Origin of the sequence: Pseudomonas sp. Ps21-P2 (assembly GCF_039672565.1) — a bacterium.
Taxonomy (GTDB): domain Bacteria; phylum Pseudomonadota; class Gammaproteobacteria; order Pseudomonadales; family Pseudomonadaceae; genus Aquipseudomonas.
In genome coordinates, this window is sequence record NZ_JBDFPL010000002.1 from 35,099 (window position 1) to 54,008 (window position 18,910).

Annotated in this window: 18 protein-coding genes; 10 read left to right on the forward strand and 8 right to left on the reverse strand. The window is 60.4% G+C overall.

Annotated features, from left to right (window positions below; all coding sequences use genetic code 11):
* Positions 1 to 102: 102 nt before the first annotated feature.
* The 5 genes from ABEH28_RS04020 to ABEH28_RS04040 form a co-directional block, all read right to left on the reverse strand.
* Entirely contained in the window at positions 103 to 1,038 is a 936-nt protein-coding gene (locus ABEH28_RS04020; protein WP_346629212.1) for an alpha/beta hydrolase, read from the reverse strand.
* A 39-nt stretch (positions 1,039 to 1,077) separates the two neighbouring features.
* Positions 1,078 to 2,019, reverse strand: coding sequence for a choline ABC transporter substrate-binding protein (choX, locus tag ABEH28_RS04025; protein ID WP_346627921.1), 942 nt, complete (start codon positions 2,017 to 2,019; stop codon positions 1,078 to 1,080).
* Between the two features lie 244 nt (positions 2,020 to 2,263).
* Positions 2,264 to 4,480, reverse strand: coding sequence for a xanthine dehydrogenase family protein molybdopterin-binding subunit (locus tag ABEH28_RS04030; protein ID WP_346629213.1), 2,217 nt, complete (start codon positions 4,478 to 4,480; stop codon positions 2,264 to 2,266).
* On the reverse strand, positions 4,477 to 5,466 hold the full coding sequence (locus tag ABEH28_RS04035) for a xanthine dehydrogenase family protein subunit M (protein WP_346629214.1): 990 nt from the start codon (positions 5,464 to 5,466) through the stop codon (positions 4,477 to 4,479). The genes ABEH28_RS04030 and ABEH28_RS04035 overlap by 4 nt, the downstream gene beginning before the upstream one ends.
* Positions 5,463 to 5,987, reverse strand: coding sequence for a (2Fe-2S)-binding protein (locus tag ABEH28_RS04040; protein ID WP_122536674.1), 525 nt, complete (start codon positions 5,985 to 5,987; stop codon positions 5,463 to 5,465). Before ABEH28_RS04040 ends, ABEH28_RS04035 begins: the two co-directional genes overlap by 4 nt.
* A gap of 307 nt (positions 5,988 to 6,294) precedes the next feature.
* Between ABEH28_RS04040 and ABEH28_RS04045 the strand changes: the two genes are divergently transcribed.
* The 9 genes from ABEH28_RS04045 (at position 6,295) to ABEH28_RS04085 (ending at position 15,218) form a co-directional block, all read left to right on the forward strand.
* Complete coding sequence (locus ABEH28_RS04045; protein ID WP_192173268.1) at positions 6,295 to 7,587, forward strand: NCS2 family permease; 1,293 nt, start codon at positions 6,295 to 6,297, stop codon at positions 7,585 to 7,587.
* Positions 7,584 to 8,669: a tRNA (uridine(54)-C5)-methyltransferase TrmA gene (trmA, locus tag ABEH28_RS04050; protein ID WP_346629215.1), complete on the forward strand. Its 1,086-nt coding sequence runs from the start codon at positions 7,584 to 7,586 to the stop codon at positions 8,667 to 8,669. The genes ABEH28_RS04045 and trmA overlap by 4 nt, the downstream gene beginning before the upstream one ends.
* A gap of 232 nt (positions 8,670 to 8,901) precedes the next feature.
* Positions 8,902 to 10,194, forward strand: a complete 1,293-nt coding sequence (locus ABEH28_RS04055; RefSeq protein WP_192173270.1) for an MFS transporter — start codon at positions 8,902 to 8,904, stop codon at positions 10,192 to 10,194.
* A gap of 247 nt (positions 10,195 to 10,441) precedes the next feature.
* Positions 10,442 to 10,930, forward strand: coding sequence for a type VI secretion system tube protein Hcp (locus tag ABEH28_RS04060; RefSeq protein ID WP_192173271.1), 489 nt, complete (start codon positions 10,442 to 10,444; stop codon positions 10,928 to 10,930).
* A gap of 9 nt (positions 10,931 to 10,939) precedes the next feature.
* On the forward strand, positions 10,940 to 11,902 hold the full coding sequence (locus ABEH28_RS04065) for a hypothetical protein (protein ID WP_346629216.1): 963 nt from the start codon (positions 10,940 to 10,942) through the stop codon (positions 11,900 to 11,902).
* On the forward strand, positions 11,892 to 12,251 hold the full coding sequence (locus ABEH28_RS04070; RefSeq protein WP_192173273.1) for a hypothetical protein: 360 nt from the start codon (positions 11,892 to 11,894) through the stop codon (positions 12,249 to 12,251). The genes ABEH28_RS04065 and ABEH28_RS04070 overlap by 11 nt, the downstream gene beginning before the upstream one ends.
* A 472-nt stretch (positions 12,252 to 12,723) precedes the next feature.
* Positions 12,724 to 13,104 carry a hypothetical protein gene (locus ABEH28_RS04075; RefSeq protein WP_192173274.1) on the forward strand — a complete coding sequence of 127 codons (381 nt, stop codon included), beginning with the start codon at positions 12,724 to 12,726 and terminating at the stop codon, positions 13,102 to 13,104.
* Between the two features lie 226 nt (positions 13,105 to 13,330).
* Positions 13,331 to 14,224, forward strand: coding sequence for a neutral zinc metallopeptidase (locus ABEH28_RS04080; RefSeq protein WP_346629217.1), 894 nt, complete (start codon positions 13,331 to 13,333; stop codon positions 14,222 to 14,224).
* Positions 14,225 to 14,228: 4 nt separating this feature from the next.
* Positions 14,229 to 15,218, forward strand: a complete 990-nt coding sequence (locus tag ABEH28_RS04085) for an alpha/beta hydrolase (protein WP_192173276.1) — start codon at positions 14,229 to 14,231, stop codon at positions 15,216 to 15,218.
* A gap of 394 nt (positions 15,219 to 15,612) precedes the next feature.
* Here ABEH28_RS04085 and ABEH28_RS04090 read toward each other — a convergent pair whose 3' ends face one another.
* The 3 genes from ABEH28_RS04090 to ABEH28_RS04100 form a co-directional block, all read right to left on the reverse strand.
* The gene (locus ABEH28_RS04090) at positions 15,613 to 16,212 is read right to left on the reverse strand and encodes an HAD family hydrolase (protein WP_192173277.1); all 600 of its coding nucleotides are present in this window, start codon (positions 16,210 to 16,212) and stop codon (positions 15,613 to 15,615) included.
* The gene (tesB, locus tag ABEH28_RS04095) at positions 16,209 to 17,078 is read right to left on the reverse strand and encodes an acyl-CoA thioesterase II (RefSeq protein WP_192173278.1); all 870 of its coding nucleotides are present in this window, start codon (positions 17,076 to 17,078) and stop codon (positions 16,209 to 16,211) included. Before tesB ends, ABEH28_RS04090 begins: the two co-directional genes overlap by 4 nt.
* 128 nt (positions 17,079 to 17,206) lie before the next feature.
* Positions 17,207 to 17,770, reverse strand: coding sequence for a GNAT family N-acetyltransferase (locus tag ABEH28_RS04100; protein WP_346629218.1), 564 nt, complete (start codon positions 17,768 to 17,770; stop codon positions 17,207 to 17,209).
* Between the two features lie 128 nt (positions 17,771 to 17,898).
* On the opposite strand from ABEH28_RS04100, the gene ABEH28_RS04105 reads away from it, so the two are divergent.
* Entirely contained in the window at positions 17,899 to 18,816 is a 918-nt protein-coding gene (locus tag ABEH28_RS04105; RefSeq protein WP_192173280.1) for a histone deacetylase, read from the forward strand.
* Positions 18,817 to 18,910: the final 94 nt, after the last annotated feature.

Here is an 18,910-nt window from a genome sequence, read left to right on the forward strand (position 1 = left end):
CGTGGCGAGTTGACTCACCCGCCAGGGCGGTGCAGTTGGCGGGAAGCAGAACAGGGTGCGTGGAATTGCAGCGCAGCACTGAAAAAGCCCGAGTAGAAGGTCCTACAACGGATCGCGAATAAAGCCCATCAGCGCAGAAATCAGTCGCTGATAAAGCGCGTCGACTTCCGGCACTTGGCCTTTGGCCCTGAGGCTACCGTGAAGCAGCCCGAGACCGGGATCGAACTCGGTGCGCACGCCCGCTTCACGCAGCGCGCGCTCGTAGGCAACACCGTCGTCACGCAACGGGTCGAACTGCGCGACGGCAATAAACGCAGGCGCCAGGTCATGGAAATCAGCTATGTGGAGCGGACGGGCATAGGCCGATTGTTCGTCCGGCGCCATGTACATCTGCCGGTAGAACCCCAGCTCATCGGTGGAAAGAAGCGGTGCGTCGGCGCATTCACGGCGCGAGGGCAGATCGGTGTCGCCCCCGAGCTCGGGGTAAATCAGCGCCTGCCCCACTGGCTGACGCTCACCGGAATCGCGCAGCGCCAGACACACTGCAGCGGCGAGATTGCCACCGGCGCTGTCCCCGGCAATGGCGATGCGACGCGGGTCGATGTCCAGCCGCTGCGCCTGAATCTGCAAGGCGTGCCAGACCGCCAGGCAGTCACCGAATCCTGCGGGAAACGGGTGTTCGGGCGCCAGCCGGTAATCCACGGCGACGACCACGGCGTTGAGGTCGGCCGCCAGGGCTGCGGTCAGAAAGTCATGGGAATCGAGATCGCCGACCACCCAGCCGCCGCCGTGGATATACATCACGCACGGCGCCGGGTGTTCGAGGGACAGCCGCCGAGGTCGGTAACTGCGCACCGCCACCCCGCCGAGGGCAAAATCCCTGACATCGAGATTCGCCGGACGGGCGGGTGTGAACGCTTCGCTCATCCGCGCATACGCACGGCGCTGCTCGTTGATATCCTCCGACGCGCTGCTGAAGCTCAGCGTTTTGGTCACGAACGCCGACATCTCGGGTGACAACGGGTAAGACGTGGGCATTGGCTGCTCCAGCCCGAGCCCTTGGCCAGGCCTGTTGATTTACTTGTTCACCGCCACTTGCACGGCGGCCGCTGCATCCTTGCCATCGAAGGTGGTCACGCCATCCAGCCAGCGCTTCATGTCTTCAGGATGATCCTTGAGCCACTGGCGGGCAACGTCGTTCGGCGCCTTGCGGTCCATGATCGGCACCATCATCTGGCTTTCCTGAGCGGCGGTGAACTTCAGGTTGCTCATCAGCTTGCTGACGTTCGGGCAACGAGCCGCGTAATCGGGCGCCGTGACCACAGAAACGGTCGCCGCGCCTTCGCCCGGGCCAAACACGTCTTCGCTGCCGGTCAGGTAGGCGATCTTCATATTGATGTTCATCGGGTGCGGGGTCCAGCCGACGAATACCACCCATTCGTTACGCTTGATCGCGCGCTGCACCGCCGCGAGCATGCCGGCTTCCCCCGACTCGACCAACTGGAAGCCGCCGAGGCCGAACTGGTTCTTCTCGATCATGCCCTTGATGTTGGCGTTGGCACCGGTGCCGGGCTCGATGCCGTAGATCTTGCCGCCGAGCTTGTCCTTGAATTTGGCGATATCGCCGAAGGTTTTCAGCCCGCCCGACGCCACATAGTCCGGCACCGCCAGCGTTGCCTGGGCATCGCTCATGCTGGGCACGTCGAGCACCTTGACCTGATTGGCCGCCACAAAGGGCGCGATGTTCTTGTCCATCGCCGGTTTCCAGTAACCCATGAAGACGTCGAGTCGATCGTCACGCAGGCCACCAAAGACGATTTGCTGGGCGGCGCTGGTCTGTTTCACGTCGTACCCCATGTTCTGCAGCAGCACTTCGGCGACAGCGCTGGTGGCGACGACGTCCGTCCAATTGACCACACCCATGCGCACGTTCTGGCATTTGGCGGGTTCCGCCGCCAGCAGGACGGTGCTGCTCAGCATCAACACAGCGCAACTGAAATGACGAATAAATGACTTCATGGGTGCTCCTCGGGTCGGCTCGTTATTTTATTCAGCCCTTTTCGGCAGTTTTTCAAGGCTTGAAGACCCGCGGCAATTCGATGGCTGCCGCGTCGATGCAAGGTACGCAGCAGGCCTGAGCATCAAGCGCACCAGCGCGACCTGTGCTTGCACTGGGGCGACATTGAATGAAGGGGGGTTCAGCAGCAGATGATCATTCCCACGCAGCGCGTGGGAACGGTCAGGCTACAAGGTCCGGCGTGGGTTAAAGCACTTTATCCAGCGTAATCGGGAATTCCCGAACACGTTTGCCCGTGGCGTGGAAGATGGCATTGGCAATGGCAGAAGCCACGCCGACGATGCCGATCTCGCCTACACCCTTGGAGCCCAGATCATTGACGATGTCGTCGTTCTCTTCCACGAACAACACGTCGATCTCACCGATGTCGGCGTTCACCGGGATGTGGTACTCGGCCAGGCTGTGGTTCATGAAGCGCCCGAGATTGTGGTCGGTCTGGCTCTCTTCCTGCAGCGCCTGACCAATGCCCCAGACCACGCCGCCAAGAATCTGGCTGCGCGCGGTTTTCGGGTTGACCACGCGGCCCGCCGCGACTGCGTCCACCACACGATTAACGCGAATGGTGCCCAGGTCTTCGTCCACCAACACTTCGACGAACACCGCCGAGTGAGTCGCCGTCGAATAGCCTTCGCGCTTGTCGTCAGGCTTGGCGTCGATTTGCACTTCCAGCGTCTCGTGGGACGACTCGCGGACGATGTCGGCATAGGCAAAACGCTGATCGTCGATGAGCAGATAACCGTCGCCGTAACCGACATCGGCCATGTCCACCACCGCGTATTGCGGATGCGCCATTCGCACGGCGTCGAGCAGCTTGGCGCGCAAGGCACGGCAGGCCTGCTGCACGGCAGTACCCACGGACGACACGGTGAACGAGCCACCCTGCAACGGCGACGTCGGCAGCGAAGAATCACCCAGCACGAAGGTGACGTCGTCCGGATTCACACCGGCGGCTTCGGCGGCGATCTGAGTCATGACCGTATACGTGCCGGTGCCAATGTCAGTGGTGGCACTGCTGACGGTGATCTTGCCGGTGCTGTCGATACTGGCTTTGGCGCTGGCCGGCATTTGCATGGCTTCCCACACACCACCGGCCATGCCCCAACCCACTAGCTGACGGCCCTGACGCATGCTGCGCGGCTCAGGGTTGCGCTTGCTCCAGCCGAAGCGCTCGGCGCCTTGCTCGTAACAGGCCAGCAGTTCCTTGCTGGAATACGGCTTGCCTTCGTTGCCGTTGCTGTCGGCAAAGTTGACGATCCGCAGCTGCACCGGGTCGATGCCGGCCGCAATGGCCAGCTCGTCCATGGCGCATTCCAGCGCGACCATGCCGGAAGCGGCGCCCGGTGCGCGCATGTCCAGCGGCGTGTAAACGTCCAGCGGCGCCAGCTTGTAGCTCAACTGCACGTTGTCGCACTGATAGAGCATGCCGCTCCATTCAACGACGTGCTCGGTGAAGTCTTCGAAACGCGAGGTCTGGCCGATCGCGTCGTGGGCAATCGCTGTCAGCTTGCCGTCTTTGGCAGCGCCCAGGCGCATGTGCTGAAGGGTCTGGGGGCGATAGCCGAACGTGAACATCTGCTGGCGGGTCAGCGTCAGGCGTACCGAGCGCTGAAGTTTCAGCGCTGCCATCACGGCCAGTGGCAGCTGGTATTGCGGGCGCAGGCCGGAACCGAAGGCGCCACCGACGAAGGCGGCGAGGACGCGAATCTTTTCTTTCTCCAGGCCGAATACGCTGTGCAGGTAGTCCTGGCAGTTCTGCGTGCCTTGGGTTTTATCGTGAATCTCCAGGCTGCCGTCGGCCTTGTAAAACACCGTCGACGCGTGGGGCTCCATCGGGTTGTGGTGCTCGTTGGGCGTGCTGTAGTGGGTGTCGACAGTCACTGCGGCCTGGGCGAATGCGCCCGAAAAATCCCCGCGCGGCTTTGGCGTTTCCGCCGGCGCGGTGTGTGCGTCACTCTGGCCGACGCTGAGGTCGGTCTGGTGCGAATCGGTTTCGTATTCGATGCGCACGAGGGAACCGGCATGCCGCGCCAGCTCAAGGGTGTCCGCCACCACCAGCGCCAGGGGCTGGCCGCTGTAGAGCACGCGGTCGTTGTAGAACGGCCGAAACGGTGAGCCTTCCGCAGAGTCGGCGTCCTGATAGTCCTCGTCATAACTGGCGATATGCGGGCGGTTGGTGTGATCGATGACCGCCACCACGCCGGGCACCGCCAGCGCCTGGGAGGCATCAATGCTGACAACCCGGCCTGAGGCGATAGTGCTGGAAACCACGCTGCCGTGCAGCAACCCGGCCTCTGGGTACTCACCGGCATAGCGGGCCTGGCCGGTGACTTTCAGGCGTCCGTCGACGCGGTCCATCGGTTGGCCCAGCGCGGAGCTTCCCGGGATTGGTGTGTTGGCGTTCATTGAACAGTCCCTCCCAAGGTGGCGTCGCTCAAGGCGCGAACGATCGCGCGGCGGGCCAGCTTGATCTTGAAAGCGTTGTGCGCCAGCGGCTGAGCGTCGCGCAGCATCGCGTCGGCAGCAGCAACGAAGTTTTCACGCGAGACCGGCTGACCCTTGAGCGACTGCTCAACCGCCGTGTCGCGCCAAGGCTTGTGTGCCACGCCACCCAAGGCGATGCGCACATCACGAATGACGTCGCCATCGAGTTCGACGGCAGCGGCCACCGAGATCAGGGCAAAGGCGTAAGACGCGCGGTCACGGATCTTCAAATAGTGGCTGTGCTGCTGGAAACGCGGCGCAGGCAGTTCGACAGCCGTAATCAGTTCATCGTCGGCCAGCTGGTTGTCGCGCTGGGGCGCATCCCCCGGCAAGCGGTGGAAGTCGGCAAACTCGATGACCCGCGCACCGGCACGCCCTTGAACGTGCACGCGGGCTTCGAGCGCAGCCAAGGCCACGCACATGTCCGACGGGTGCGTCGCGACGCAGGCATCACTGGCACCAAGGATCGCGTGGATGCGGTTCAGACCTTCTTTAGCCGGGCAACCCGTGCCAGGCTCGCGCTTGTTGCACGGCACGGTTGAGTCGTAGAAGTAGTAGCAGCGGGTACGCTGCAACAGGTTGCCGCCGGTGCTCGCCATGTTACGCAACTGCGGCGAGGCGCCCGCCAGAATGGCTTGAGACAACAATGGATAGTCACGTTCGATCAGCGGGTGCCACGCCAGATCAGCGTTGCTCACCAGCGCGCCGATCATCAGGCCGCCGCTGTCGGTTGCGCGAACGTCTTTGAGCGGCAGCCCAGTGATGTCGATCAAGTGCTCGGGACGGGCGATGTTTTCTTTCATCAAATCCAGCAGGTTCGTACCGCCAGCGATGAAACGGCTGGCAGGGCCTGCAAGATTGACCGCCTGTGCGATGTCGGACGGTTTGCTGTAGCTGAAGGGATTCATTGGCCGCGCCCTCCCTGATCCGGTGCGGCATTCATCGATGGCAAGACTTCAACCACCGCCGCACGGATGTTGCTGTAGGCGCCGCAACGGCACAGGTTGCCGCTCATCAGTTCTTTCACTTCGTCATCGGTGCTGGCGCGGCCTTCGTTGGCCAGGCCCACCGCCGAGCAGATCTGCCCGGGCGTGCAGTAGCCGCACTGAAAGGCGTCGTGCTTGATGAACGCTTGTTGCATCGGGTGCAGGGTGTCGCCGTTGGCCAGCCCTTCGATCGTGGTCAGCTCGGCGCCGTCACACATGATCGCCAGGGTCAGGCACGCATTGATGCGTTTGCCGTCACGCAGCACGGTGCATGCACCGCATTGGCCGTGGTCACAGCCCTTTTTGGTGCCGACCAGATCGAGCTGCTCGCGCAGCAGATCCAGCAGCGTGGTCCAGGGCTGTACGTCCACTTGTCGGGTCTGGCCGTTCAACGTCAGGGCGATGGAATGCCCTGCGAACGCCTGTTCATTGGTTGCACTCATGGGAAGCCTCACGGTAGGTACTCGATCAGCGCAGTGATCTGCGTCTTAAGGGGTACGACTTGTGTGGTTTCGGAAACGTTCAGGGTTTATGACGGGCGTTTTGACGCAGCGTAGCGCCGGCCTGGCGCAAGGCCGATCCGGACATTTGCAATCCGGCGACAAGCGCCAGGCCCCATCGCCCGGAGCTGCTGGTATGATGCGCGGCTTTTTGCAACTGGCAGAATTTGTGCAAGCCGTTTCGGTGAGCAGTGCTTTGCTGTTTCAGTCGACTACATAAATGACGCGGAGCGTCACCGGGGAGCCTTAAATGCTGGAGCGGTTGTTTCAACTCAGGGCACATAACACCAATGTGCGCACCGAAATTCTGGCCGGGGTCACGACCTTTCTGGCCATGGCCTATATCTTGTTCGTGAACCCGAGCATCCTTGGCGAGACCGGCATGGACAAGGGCGCGATCTTCGTCGCCACCTGTCTGGCCGCGGCCATCGGTTCCACCGTAATGGGCCTTATCGCCAACTACCCGATCGCCCTCGCGCCGGGCATGGGCCTGAACGCCTTCTTCACCTACACCGTCGTGCTGCACATGGGCCACACTTGGCAAGTGGCGCTGGGCGCGGTGTTCATTTCGGCAGTGATGTTTTTCCTGCTGTCGATCTTCCGCATCCGCGAATGGATCATCAACAGCATCCCGCTGCCGTTGCGCTCGGCCATCGCCGCGGGTATCGGTCTGTTCCTGGCGCTGATTGCGCTGCACAACGCCGGTATCGTGGTCAGCAACCCTGCCACGATGGTCGGCCTGGGCGATCTGGCCAAACCGGCACCGATCCTCGCCGCCCTGGGCTTCGCGCTGATCGTGGCGCTGGAAGCTTTGAAAGTGCGGGGCGCCGTGCTGATAGGCATTCTGGCCGTGACCATCATCTCGATCGTAATGGGGTTCTCGCCGTTTGGCGGCGTGGTGTCGATGCCGCCTTCACTGGCGCCGACCTTCCTGCAGCTGGATATTCCGGGCGCACTGAACATCGGTCTGGTCAGCGTGATTTTCTCCTTCCTGTTCGTCGACCTGTTCGACAACTCCGGCACTCTGATCGGCGTCGCCAAGCGCGCGGGCCTGATGGGCAAGGACGGCCACATGCCGAAAATGGGCCGTGCGCTGATCGCCGACAGCACCGCCGCGATGGCGGGCTCTCTGCTGGGCACGTCGACCACCACCAGTTACATCGAATCGGCGGCGGGCGTGAGCGCCGGTGGCCGGACCGGTCTGACGGCCATCGTGGTTGCCGTGCTGTTTCTGCTGGCGCTGTTTTTCGCTCCGCTGGCCGGCAGCGTTCCGGCATTCGCCACCGCTCCTGCCCTGCTGTTCGTGGCCGTGTTGATGACCTCCGGCCTTGCCGAAATCAACTGGGATGACATCACTGAAGCGGCACCGGTGGTGATCACCGCGCTGGCCATGCCGTTCACCTATTCGATCGCCAACGGCATCGCCTTTGGCTTCATTTCCTGGACCGTGATCAAGCTGTTGTCGGGCCGGGGCCGCGAGCTGAATTCGGCACTGGTCGTGCTGTCGATTCTGTTCGTGATCAAGCTGGGCTTTTATCCATGAGTTCTACGTTCGACCCTGCAAACTACACCGCTCAGCTCGATGAAAAGGCCGCGCGCCTGCGCGAGCTGCTGGCGCCTTTCGAGGCGCCGGAACCTCAGGTTTTCGACTCGCCGCGCGAGCACTACCGCCTGCGCGCCGAGTTCCGCCTGTGGCGCGACGATGGCAAGCGTCACTACGCCATGTTCGCGCCGGGCGACAAGCACACGCCGATTCTGATCAACGATTTCCCCATCGCCAGCCAGCAGATCAACGCGCTGATGCCAGTGCTGCGGGAGCGTTGGGAAGCCAGCAAGACGCTCAATCACAAACTGTTTCAGGTGGATTTTCTGACCACGCTGGCCGGCGACGGCATGATCACTCTGTGCTATCACCGCCCGCTGGATGAAGCCTGGCAAGTCGAGGCCGAGCAATTGGCGTCTGATCTTAAGGTGAGCGTGATCGGCCGTTCGAAGGGGCAGCGTCTGGTGATCGGTCGCGATTACGTGACCGAACAGCTGGAAGTCGCCGGCCGGACCTTCAGTTATCGCCAGCCGGAGGGCGCGTTCACCCAGCCCAACGGCACGGTGAACCAGAAAATGCTGAGCTGGGCGTATGACGCGCTGGGCGACCGCGACGATGATTTGCTGGAGCTGTATTGCGGCAACGGCAACTTCACGCTGCCATTGGCGACCCGCGTGCGCAAGGTGCTGGCGACCGAGATCAGCAAGACCTCGGTCAACGCGGCGCTGAGTAACCTGGCTGACAACGCGTTGGATAACGTGTCGCTGGTGCGCCTTTCGGCGGAAGAGCTGACCGAAGCGCTGAATGAGGTGCGCCCGTTCCGTCGTCTGGCCGGCATCGATCTGAAGAGCTACGACTTCGGCAGCGTGTTCGTCGACCCACCCCGCGCCGGCATGGACCCGGACACCTGCGAGCTGACGCGACGTTTCGAACGCATTCTGTACATCTCGTGCAACCCGGAAACCCTGGCCGCAAACATCGCCCAACTGCACGACACCCACCGGGTCGAGCGCTGCGCGCTGTTTGATCAGTTCCCGTATACCCATCACATGGAGTCGGGGGTATTGCTGGTTCGGCGCTGACAGCGCGACATCGGTCATTTCCGGCTAAAGCCGGTCCTACTATCGTCGGTAGGACCGGCTTCAGCCGGGAACAGGGTTTCACTTATTTCAACAACCGCGTTTTCCACATGACATCCATGCGCACGCAGCATATCCCTCACCACCCATCATTAAATTCCTGACAGCTAGCGGCGAACTGCGCCAGACCGGTGTATAACTCTCGGCCGTCTCTCGCTTCGATGGATGCCTAGCCTTGAGCTCCGAATCGCCCGCCCCGTCCTCTGAATCCTCCGCTAAAAGCGCCCTGCGGCTGCCCGGCTTTTTCGCCTTCCTGACCGCGCGTCTTGCTGCCGTCTTTGCCATGCAGATCCAGGCGGTCGTGGTCGCCTGGCAGGTCTACGACATGACCCGCAGCCCCATTTCGCTGGCGTATGTGGGCCTGGCGCAGTTCATTCCCATGCTGCTGTTGTTGATGCCGGCCGGCGATCTGATCGACCGCTACGATCGCAAGATGATCCTGACCATCAGTTGGTCCGTGCAAGCGGTGTGCAGCCTGATGCTGATGCTGTTCTCGGTCACGCACCATCAGGACACGCGGCTGATTTACGCCACCCTCGCCCTGTTCGGCTGCGCCCGCGCCTTTACCGGGCCGGCGTTGCAGAGCCTGCTGCCGCAAGTCGTCCCCCGCGAAAAACTCGCCTCGGCCATCGCCACCAACAGCATGATCATGCGCATTGCCACAATCGCCGGGCCTCTGGTCGGCGGCGGTTTATATGCAGCGGGCGGCGGCGGATTGACCTACTCGGTGTGCATGGCCAGCTTCATCGCTGGCGTGCTGCTGCTGATCCGCGTGCCGGTGCTCTATGCCGGGAAGAAGCAGATCCTCGAGTCCACGGCCTGGAAGCGCTTCACCGCCGGCATCGCGTTCATTCGATCGCGGCCGATCATCCTCGGCACCATTTCCCTCGACCTGTTCGCCGTGCTGCTCGGTGGCGTCGTGGCGCTGCTGCCGATTTATGCCCACGAAGTGCTGCACCTGGGCCCCCAAGGCCTAGGCGCGCTGCGCAGCGCGATGAGTCTGGGGGAGGTCAGCACCGGTCTGTACCTGAGCTTCCGACCTTTTGATCGACACGTCGGTCTGGTCATGTTCATCGCCGTCGCGGTGTTCGGTATCGCCAATCTGGTGTTCGCCCTGTCGACGCTGTTCTGGCTGTCGCTGCTGGCGTTGATGATCGCCGGTGCGGCGGACATGGTCAGCGTCTACATTCGCTCCACACTGGTGCAATTCTCAACGCCGGACGACATGCGCGGGCGGGTAAACGCCGTGAATATGTTGTTTATCGGTTCGTCCAACGAACTGGGCGAATTCCGCGCCGGCAGCAGCGCAGCGCTCTGGGGTGCCGTGCCCGCCGCGATCATCGGCGGCCTGTGCACACTGGGTGTCGTGGGCGCCTGGATGGTGGGTTTCAAGGCCTTGCGCCAGGTCAACCACTTTGCCGACGCCTCGCCGGTCGAAACCACCGAGAAGCAGACGGCGCGGGTTTGATGTAAGCCGTCATGAGTATGTGCTGCTGGCGCGTACCCTCTGCGCGCCACGCGAATACGGCGATTTCCAGCCCCTTTTGAACGACTACTGCGACGAACATCACCCGTTACGGAATCTTCCGTAAGACGGGCTATGGCTCCAGCGTAGGACCGATCCGAATCGTACTTTTGCCCCCCCTCTTGACGCTTCAAAGCCAGGAATACGCTCCCTATCCTTGCTGCATCTGAACTCAGCAAGGACATGCAGCATGGCATTTGACGGATTCATCAAGCTGGACGGGATAGACGGCGAGTCGCTGGATGAGCGCAACAGTGGCTGGATCGAAATCGTGGCCTACGACTTCGGCGTCAGCCAAAGCACTTCGGCCACCGCCAGCTCGAACGGCGGCGCAGGCTCGGGTCGGGCCAGCCTCAGCGACTTCAGCTTCAGCAAGCGCCTGGACAAATCCAGCGCTTCGTTGTTTGAAGCGAGTTGCGCGGGTACGCACATAAAGGACCTGACTTTGTGTCTGTACCGGGCCGGTGGAGACAAGTTGAAGTACTACGAAGTGCGCCTCGAAGAAGTGATCATTTCTGACTTCAGCCAAAGCGGTGAAAGCGGCGAGCCCCTGGAACACGTGCAAATCAACTTCGGCCGCGTTCGCATTCTGTACACCCAGCAGAAACGCAGCGACGGGGCGGCAGCCGGCAACGTCACCGGCGGCTGGGACCGCATCGCCAACAAGCGCTTTAGTTGAGGACAGCACGTGTCCAAGCCATATGTGTTTATCAATGACCGCATACAGACCTATTTCACACTCAAGGCACGGGTGAGCGGGGGTGCGAAGTTCGATGTGCTGAACGCGCATATCCGAAACGTTGTGGTGATGCCGGGCCAACTGGTTATTGTCAGCGACGGTTCAAACGGCACTCTCACAGCCGAAGAAACCGAGCTGATGAACCTGGCGCGTAACGTCCATCGTCAGGTGAAAGGCGCGGGGAGCCAGCTCATCGAGAACTATGACCTGCTGCAGAACATGCTCAGTTATGGATCGCTGGGTATTGGCGCTGCCACCGGGAGTTGGGGCAAGCACCTTGAGGGCGTGAAGCAAACTCTGGAAGAGATCGAGCGGCTTTACAAATTGTCGCTGGCGCGCGGAACACCCATTGCCCGGCAGGAGTTCATCAACCAGCGGCGAGCGCTGTTCGCCACGCTTGATAAGCAACTGGAAGGCATTGCTCGCTGGGGTACCGGGCTACGGAAAAAGGGCCCGCTTAAGAAGATGCTGGGGTTGTCGACCAAGAGTTATCTGCACACAGGTGAGATCCAGGGATATGCGGCGCGGGTCGGGAAGAACGCCAAGGTGGCGAAGTTGTTGAAGCATGGGACAGCAATTGGGATCGGGCTGAACTTAGCATCTACCGCGCTTGAGATTAAGGAAGCCTGCTCGACCGGAAGGGAGGATATTTGCACGCGAGCGAAATTCGTCGAAGGCGTGAAACTGGTGGGCAATGTCAGCGGCGGCTCCTTAGGCGGAACGCTAGGTGGCACAGCGGCGGCTACTGCATGCTTCGCGGTATTGGGTCCAACAAGCGGCCCGGTGGCACTTGCCTGTTTGATCGTGGGCGCAGTTGCTGGAGGGTATGGAGGTGGGTTGGCAGGTGAGAAAAGCGGAGAGTTCATAGGAACCAAACTTTATGAATGGAGCCCGCACACTAATGATGATTGAGAAAGTCTGGTGGGTGATGGCGGTGTTTGGAAGCATATTCGTCAATATCATCATAATGATTTACTTCCAGCTAAATAAGTTAACCGCCATGGAGGAACTGCTATCAGACGTAAAACTCGTGCAGTGGAACAAAAGCGTGTGGGGCGGGGGCCTCATTGGCAGGCAGATGAGGCTGAATGGATTAGCGATGATTATCATCATGCATAAGCTTATGTGCAGGCGGGGTGAGATACCTCCCGATGCAGATAAGCGGTTGTCTTCGGCGCTCAGGCTTCAACTTCAGGCGCTCTATTTTTTCTCGTATGCAAACGGCGCCGCTTTAGCTTGGGTTTATTTCTCCCTAGACTGAACAAGCTTGACAGTGCTCTGCGAGACCTTTTGACCCTCATTAGGGAAGAAATTTGGAGCTGCTTCACCAATGCACTACTTAATCGGCCTACTTTCACTGGCAATGTCCTTTTGGATGTTTGCGACCATCTTGACGATGACAATTTTTTGCTGCAGAAAGATAGTAATAATTGAAAGCTATCTGAATGACTGCAGATGCATATCTGATGCTTGAAGGATGTGGGGCGACGGCATTATCGGAAGACAGATGCGTATGAACATGGTGACTGTCGTCCTTATTTTTCCGAATTTGATGTACCTCCGTGGAGATATTTCAAAAGATGCAAACTTAAGAGTGCCACCAGATTTAAGGGTCTGGATACTCTGGCTCTACATCAATCTAAATACAGTATTTGCATGCATGATCGGGCTTTATGCCTTTATCACAGCACAGTGAGAGAAATGAAAGAAATGACCGACGAATATCTCTATGAATGGGCGCAGTAATGGTAGATATCCCTACCGGACTACTGGCACTCATTTTGACAGTGATCACGGCCTTGCATCTCGCCGGCTACTACATCTTCTTCTACATCAACTTGGAAAAAATCGAAAACTACCTATGCGATATTGAAATGTTTTCATTGAACAGAGATTTCTACGGAGACAGCCTTTTCGGACGAAGAATGAGGGAAACCTTTGTAATGCTGGTCGCAGTCGCACCTGAAATCTTCTGGAGGCAGAAGCGCATTCCCAGGCAAAAACTTCTCAAACTGCCTCCCCGACTGCTGTGGGGAGTGCGGATAATTTATGGCTCGATGATTCTCATCGGCGTGAGTAGCGGACTGCTCTACTATTTTCGCGCGCCTCATTAACGCACTCAAAGGGCGCTGCCTTGGCATGGGTCTACTTCTCCCCAGCTCGAAAAACACAAATAAGGTTCCAAGCTGCCAACCCCCACCAGACAGATCTGCAGGTGAGCAATACCTCTGAAGAACCGATTCGCGAACTATTCCCCCTCCCCTCCTCTCTTAGTCCAGCAGACCAGACGTCGTACGCCCGCCGTCTACACTTCCCACACGACCAAAAGAGGATTCCCCCATGCTATGGAAAAAAGGACGTCGCAGTGACAACGTCGTGGACGCACGCGGCGATTCCGGGGGTGGCGGTGGCGGCGGGATGCGCATTGGCGGCAAGGGTCTGGGGCTTGGCGGGATCGTGATCATTGTCGCGATCGGTCTGCTGACCGGGCAGGACCCGATGCGAATTCTGGGCGAGATTACCGGCCAGATGGGTTCGGAGCAGACCGCAGCGGTCAATCCGCAAACGCGCCAGGCGCCACCGGCCAATGACGAGCAGGCCGACTTCGTGCGCGCGATCCTGGGCGACACCGAGGACACGTGGCAGCAGGTGTTCCAGCAAATGGGGAGCCAGTACAAGGCGCCGACCCTGATTCTGTTCAGTGGCCGGGTGCAATCGGCGTGCGGCTCGGCGTCTTCGGCGAGCGGCCCGTTCTATTGCCCGGCTGACCAGCGCGTGTACCTGGACATGAAGTTTTTCCGTGAGATGAGTCAGCGTTTCAAGGCGGCGGGAGATTTCGCTCAGGCGTACGTGATTGCTCACGAAGTTGGCCATCATGTGCAGACCTTATTGGGGGTTTCGGCTAAAGTTGACGCCGCCCGCCAACGCGGCATGAAAATGGAAGGTGACAACGGTTTGCTGGTGCGTCAGGAGCTGCAAGCTGACTGCCTGGCAGGCGTTTGGGCCAACAACGCACAAAAGCGTTTGAACTGGCTGGAGCCGGGTGATATTGAAGAGGCGCTGAACGCCGCCAATGCCATTGGCGACGACCGCTTGCAGCAACAGGGTCAGGGCCGGGTCGTGCCGGACTCGTTTACCCACGGCACTTCTGCCCAGCGGGTCCGCTGGTTCAAGACAGGTTTTGCCCAGGGACAAATCAACCAATGCGATACGTTCGCCGCCAAGAGCCTCTGATCACATGATGAAACCGCTTTCGATCCTGTTGTTGGGCACCCTGATGAGCCTCAATGCTCATGCGGCGGATCAGGCGGTTAAAGCCATCAGCCCCGACCGGCTGCAGATCAACGGAACGACCCAGGCCACCCTCGGCCTGAGTCAGAACTGGGTTCGTCCCAGCCCGCAGGTCCAGCGGGTGGTCATTGTTTTCCACGGTCGGCTGCGTAACGCGCAAACCTACCTGCGCAGTGTCGAGCGCGCAGCCAACCAGTCCAGGCAGCGATCGAAAACCCTGCTGATCGCGCCGCAGTTTCTCGACGAAAAGGACATCGCAGAACACCGCCTGCCTGAGTCGGTACTTCGCTGGCACACCAATGACTGGATGGCGGGCGAGAAGTCATTGGGGCCCAAGCCGGTCAGCTCCTTTGTGGTCATCGACCACATCCTCAAGCGTCTGAGCGACAGTAAGCTGTTCCCCAACCTGAAGGAAATCGTGATCGCGGGCCATTCCGGCGGTGCGCAGGTGGTGCAGCGCTACGCGATGATTGGTGGCAAGGAAGATGCCTTGCTCAAGAAGGAAGGCATCAAGCTGCGCTATGTGATCGCCAACCCGTCCTCTTATGCCTATTTCGACGCGACGCGCCCTGTGCCGGTTGATGCGGGGAGCTGCCCGACTTTCGACACCTGGAAGTATGGTCTGAACAAGCTGCCCGCCTACGCTGGCAAGGAAACACCGGCTGAGCTTGAGGCCGCATACGTGAAGCGGGACATTACTTATCTGTTGGGCGAGCTGGACACCGATCCGGAGCACCCGGCGCTGGACAAGGATTGTGGCGCGGAAGCTCAGGGGCCTCAGCGCCTGGCCCGGGGTCACAACTATTTCGATTACCTGACCAAGCGCCACCCTGAAGGCTTGAATCAGCGTCTGGTGGAAGTGAAAAACGTCGGGCACAACGGCGATGCGATCTTCACTTCGCCTGAAGGGCAGACGGCGTTGTTCAAGGCGAATTGATATCCGCGCGTTTGGTAGGACTGGTTTCGGCCGGGAAGAGGCCAGCATGTGCAGCGTCAATGTTGCGGTGTAGCGCCAGACGCCTTCCCGGCTGAAGCCGGTCCTACAAATGAACACAGCCGCCGGTCCTACTGTCTAGATGCGGCACTACGTAGGGCCGGCTTTAGCCGGGAAGAGGCCAGCATGGGCAGCGTCAATGTTGCGGTGTAGCGCCAGACGCCTTCCCGGCTGAAGCCGGTCCTACAAATGAACACAGCCGCCGGTCCTACTGTCTAGAAGCGGCACTACGTAGGACCGGCTTTAGCCGGGAAGAGGCCGGCCTGTACACCATCAATTTTGTGGTGAATTGCCGAACGCGCTCCCGGCTGAAGCCGGTTCTACCGAAAGAGTGGAATCAGCTCTTTGCGCCAATCATCTTCTTTAACGCCACACAATCCGCTGCGTGCCAGTCGGTCAATTCCGGCCACGGGTTTTCCGGGAGATTGACCAGCACCGTCCGGGCCCCGGCCGCTCGACCACAGGCCAGGTCGAACTGATAGTCACCCACCATCACCATTTCCGAAGGCTGCACGTTCCAGGCGCTCGCGAGCTTCAGCAGGCCACCCGGATCGGGTTTGGGCGCGGCCTCGTCACGGCCGAGCACGTCGTCCACGGCAAAGCAGTCGGCAATACCGATTGCGTCCAGCGTCACGTGGGCAAGCTCGCGGGCGTTACGGGTCAGAATGCCGAGACGATAACCCCGCCCTGCCAGCTCCCTCACCAACTCGACAGCACCTGTCGCGGGTTTGGATTCGATCGCCAACGCGCGCTCGTGCTCCAGCAACCACGCATGTTTGGCCGCCGCAACATCAGCCGGCAGCGCCGCAAGATGCCCAAGGATGTCGTCCTCCTGAGGGATATCCAGCGCACGCTTGATCGCCGGAAAATCATGGGCAGCAACGGTCAGCGTACCGTCCATGTCGAATACCCAGTGGCGTACTTGATTGAGGCTCATGACCAATCCTTACGGTGGCGAATCAAACCTTCCTGACTGACCGACGCCACAAGCTTGCCCTCGCGATTGAATACGCTGCCTCGGGAGAACCCGCGCGAATTACCGGCCCATGGGCTGTCCATGGCGTAAAGCAGCCAGTCGTCAGCGCGCAGTTCACCGTGGAACCACAGCGAGTGATCCAGGCTGGCGATCTGCATGTCTTTCTGCCAGACCGTCTTGCCATGGGGCAACAGCGAGGTGGTCAGCAGGTTGAAGTCCGACGCGTAAGCAAGCATGTAGCGGTGCAGGGCGGGGATGTCGGGCAGGGTGCCGTCGGCGCGAAACCAGATGTATTTCACCGGATCAGCAGGCTTCGGGTTGTAGGGATCAGACTCGGTGACTGGCCGGAATTCGATGGGCTTGGGGCACAGCAGTTTGTCCTTCATGTGCTCGGGAATCAGGTGCTCGCGCTGACGCATCAATTCAAGCTCCGACGGCAGGTTTTCCGGGCCGACCACCTGCGGCATATGGGTCTGGTGCTCGAAGCCTTCTTCGTCGTACTGGAACGACGCGCTGCAGGTGAAAATCGGATGGCCTTTCTGAATGGCCGTCACCCGGCGCGTGCTGAAACTGCCGCCGTCGCGGACCCGGTCCACCTGATACACCACGGGCAAGTGCGCGTCGCCGGGGCGCAGGAAATAGCCATGCAGCGAATGCACATGGCGCGCGTCTTCAACCGTCTTGCTCGCCGCCGACAGCGACTGACCCAGTACCTGACCGCCAAACAGCTGGCGAAAGCCAAGGTCCTGGCTGCGTCCGCGGAAGAGGTTTTCTTCGATCGGCTCCAGACTCAACAGCGACACCAGATCATCCAGCACGTGACTCATTCAGGGTTCCTCACACGGTCGTCTCGCCAACCGTCATCGCATCAATCAGGCCATGGGCGCCGTAGGCCGGCGCATATGGAAGTGGGACGAAATGATACAGAGGTTTGTAGCCCGATTCCCGCAGCTGTTTAAAGCGTCGCCAACCAGCCCGCCCGGTCGATGCGATACAACACGTGGGGCCTGAGTGGATGGCCGTTGGGCAATTTCGGATGATCGAAGTTGTCAGCCGGATCGTTGCGCATGCCGATGGCCTGCATGACCTTCTGCGAGGGCAGATTATTGACCGCCGCAAATGCCACGATTTCGTCCATGTCCAGGTGCTCGAATCCGCAGCCAAGGACCGTCCAGGCGGCTTCGCTGGCATAACCCAGGCCCCAATGCTCGCGGGCCAGGCGCCAGCCGATCTCTACCGCTGGCGTAAATCCTGCCTCGAAGCCCACCACGGCCAGGCCGGTGAAACCGATGAATTCACCGGTGTCCCTGCGTTCAAGGGCCCAGAAGCCGAAACCATACTCGGCAAAATGCCCGCGCACTCGGCCGATCAGCTTGGCGCTTTCCATGCGGCTCAAGGGCTGCGGAAAGTAGCGCATCACTTGTGGATCGGCGCACATCTTCGCGAAGGCTGGCAAATCATCATCTCGCCATTGACGCATCAACAAGCGTGCGCTGTTGAGCTCAAGAATCGGCTCCATCGATCGTCTCCCTGTTGCCTCGCCTCTCAAAATGCCCGCCGGCTGGCGATCTCCCCGCCCAGGCAAATCGCTGTGCGGTGATCGTCAGAACTGGCAAGATTCCCCTTCGAACCAGACGCGTGCTCACCATGCCCCTGCCCCTCATTTACCACGAAGACTACAGCCCGGACTTTCCGCCCGACCATCGCTTCCCGATGGACAAGTTCCGGCTTCTGCGCGACCACCTTATCGACACCGGCCTGACCACAGATGCTCAATTGTTTCGCCCGCTGGTCTGCCCAACGGACATCCTCGTGCTGGCCCATGACCCCGGTTACATCAGCCGTTATATGGAAGGCGCGCTGTCGCGGGAAGATCAACGTCGCCTTGGCCTGCCCTGGACCCAGGATCTGGCCCGACGTACGGTACGCGCGGTAGGTGGCTCTTTGCTGACAGCGGAACTGGCGCTGCAACACGGACTGGCCTGTCACCTTGCCGGCGGCACTCACCATGCCCATTACGATTACCCGGCGGGGTTTTGCATCTTCAACGACCTGGCGATCATCAGTCAGTACCTGCTGCAAAGCGGACGCGTCGACCGGGTGCTGATTTTTGACTGCGACGTGCACCAGGGTGACGGCACTGCGCGGATTCTCGAACACACCGATGACGCGATCACCGTCTCGCTGCACTGCGAAAAGAACTTCCCTGCGCGCAAGGCCCAAAGTGACTGGGACATTCCGCTGCCGATGGGCATGGGTGACGACGACTACCTGAAGGTGGTCGACGACACGCTCAATTACCTGCTGCCGCTGTATCAGCCCGATCTGGTGCTGTACGACGCCGGCGTGGATGTGCACAAGGACGACGCGTTGGGCTATTTGCAGCTGACCGATGCGGGGGTTGCCCGCCGCGACGAGGCGGTGATGCGTCATTGCCTGGGCCGGGACATTCCGGTGATGGGCGTGATTGGCGGTGGCTACAGCAAGGACCGGCAAGCACTTGCTCAACGGCACGGGATTCTGCACCACAGTGCGCAGCGGATGTGGATAGAGCGCGGGCTTTGAGTGATGACATCACTTACCCACATCCCCTGTGGAACCGCCTGTGGATAACCTGAGTGCAAGGGCGTGATCCCCTGATATCAATGGGGCTCGCGCG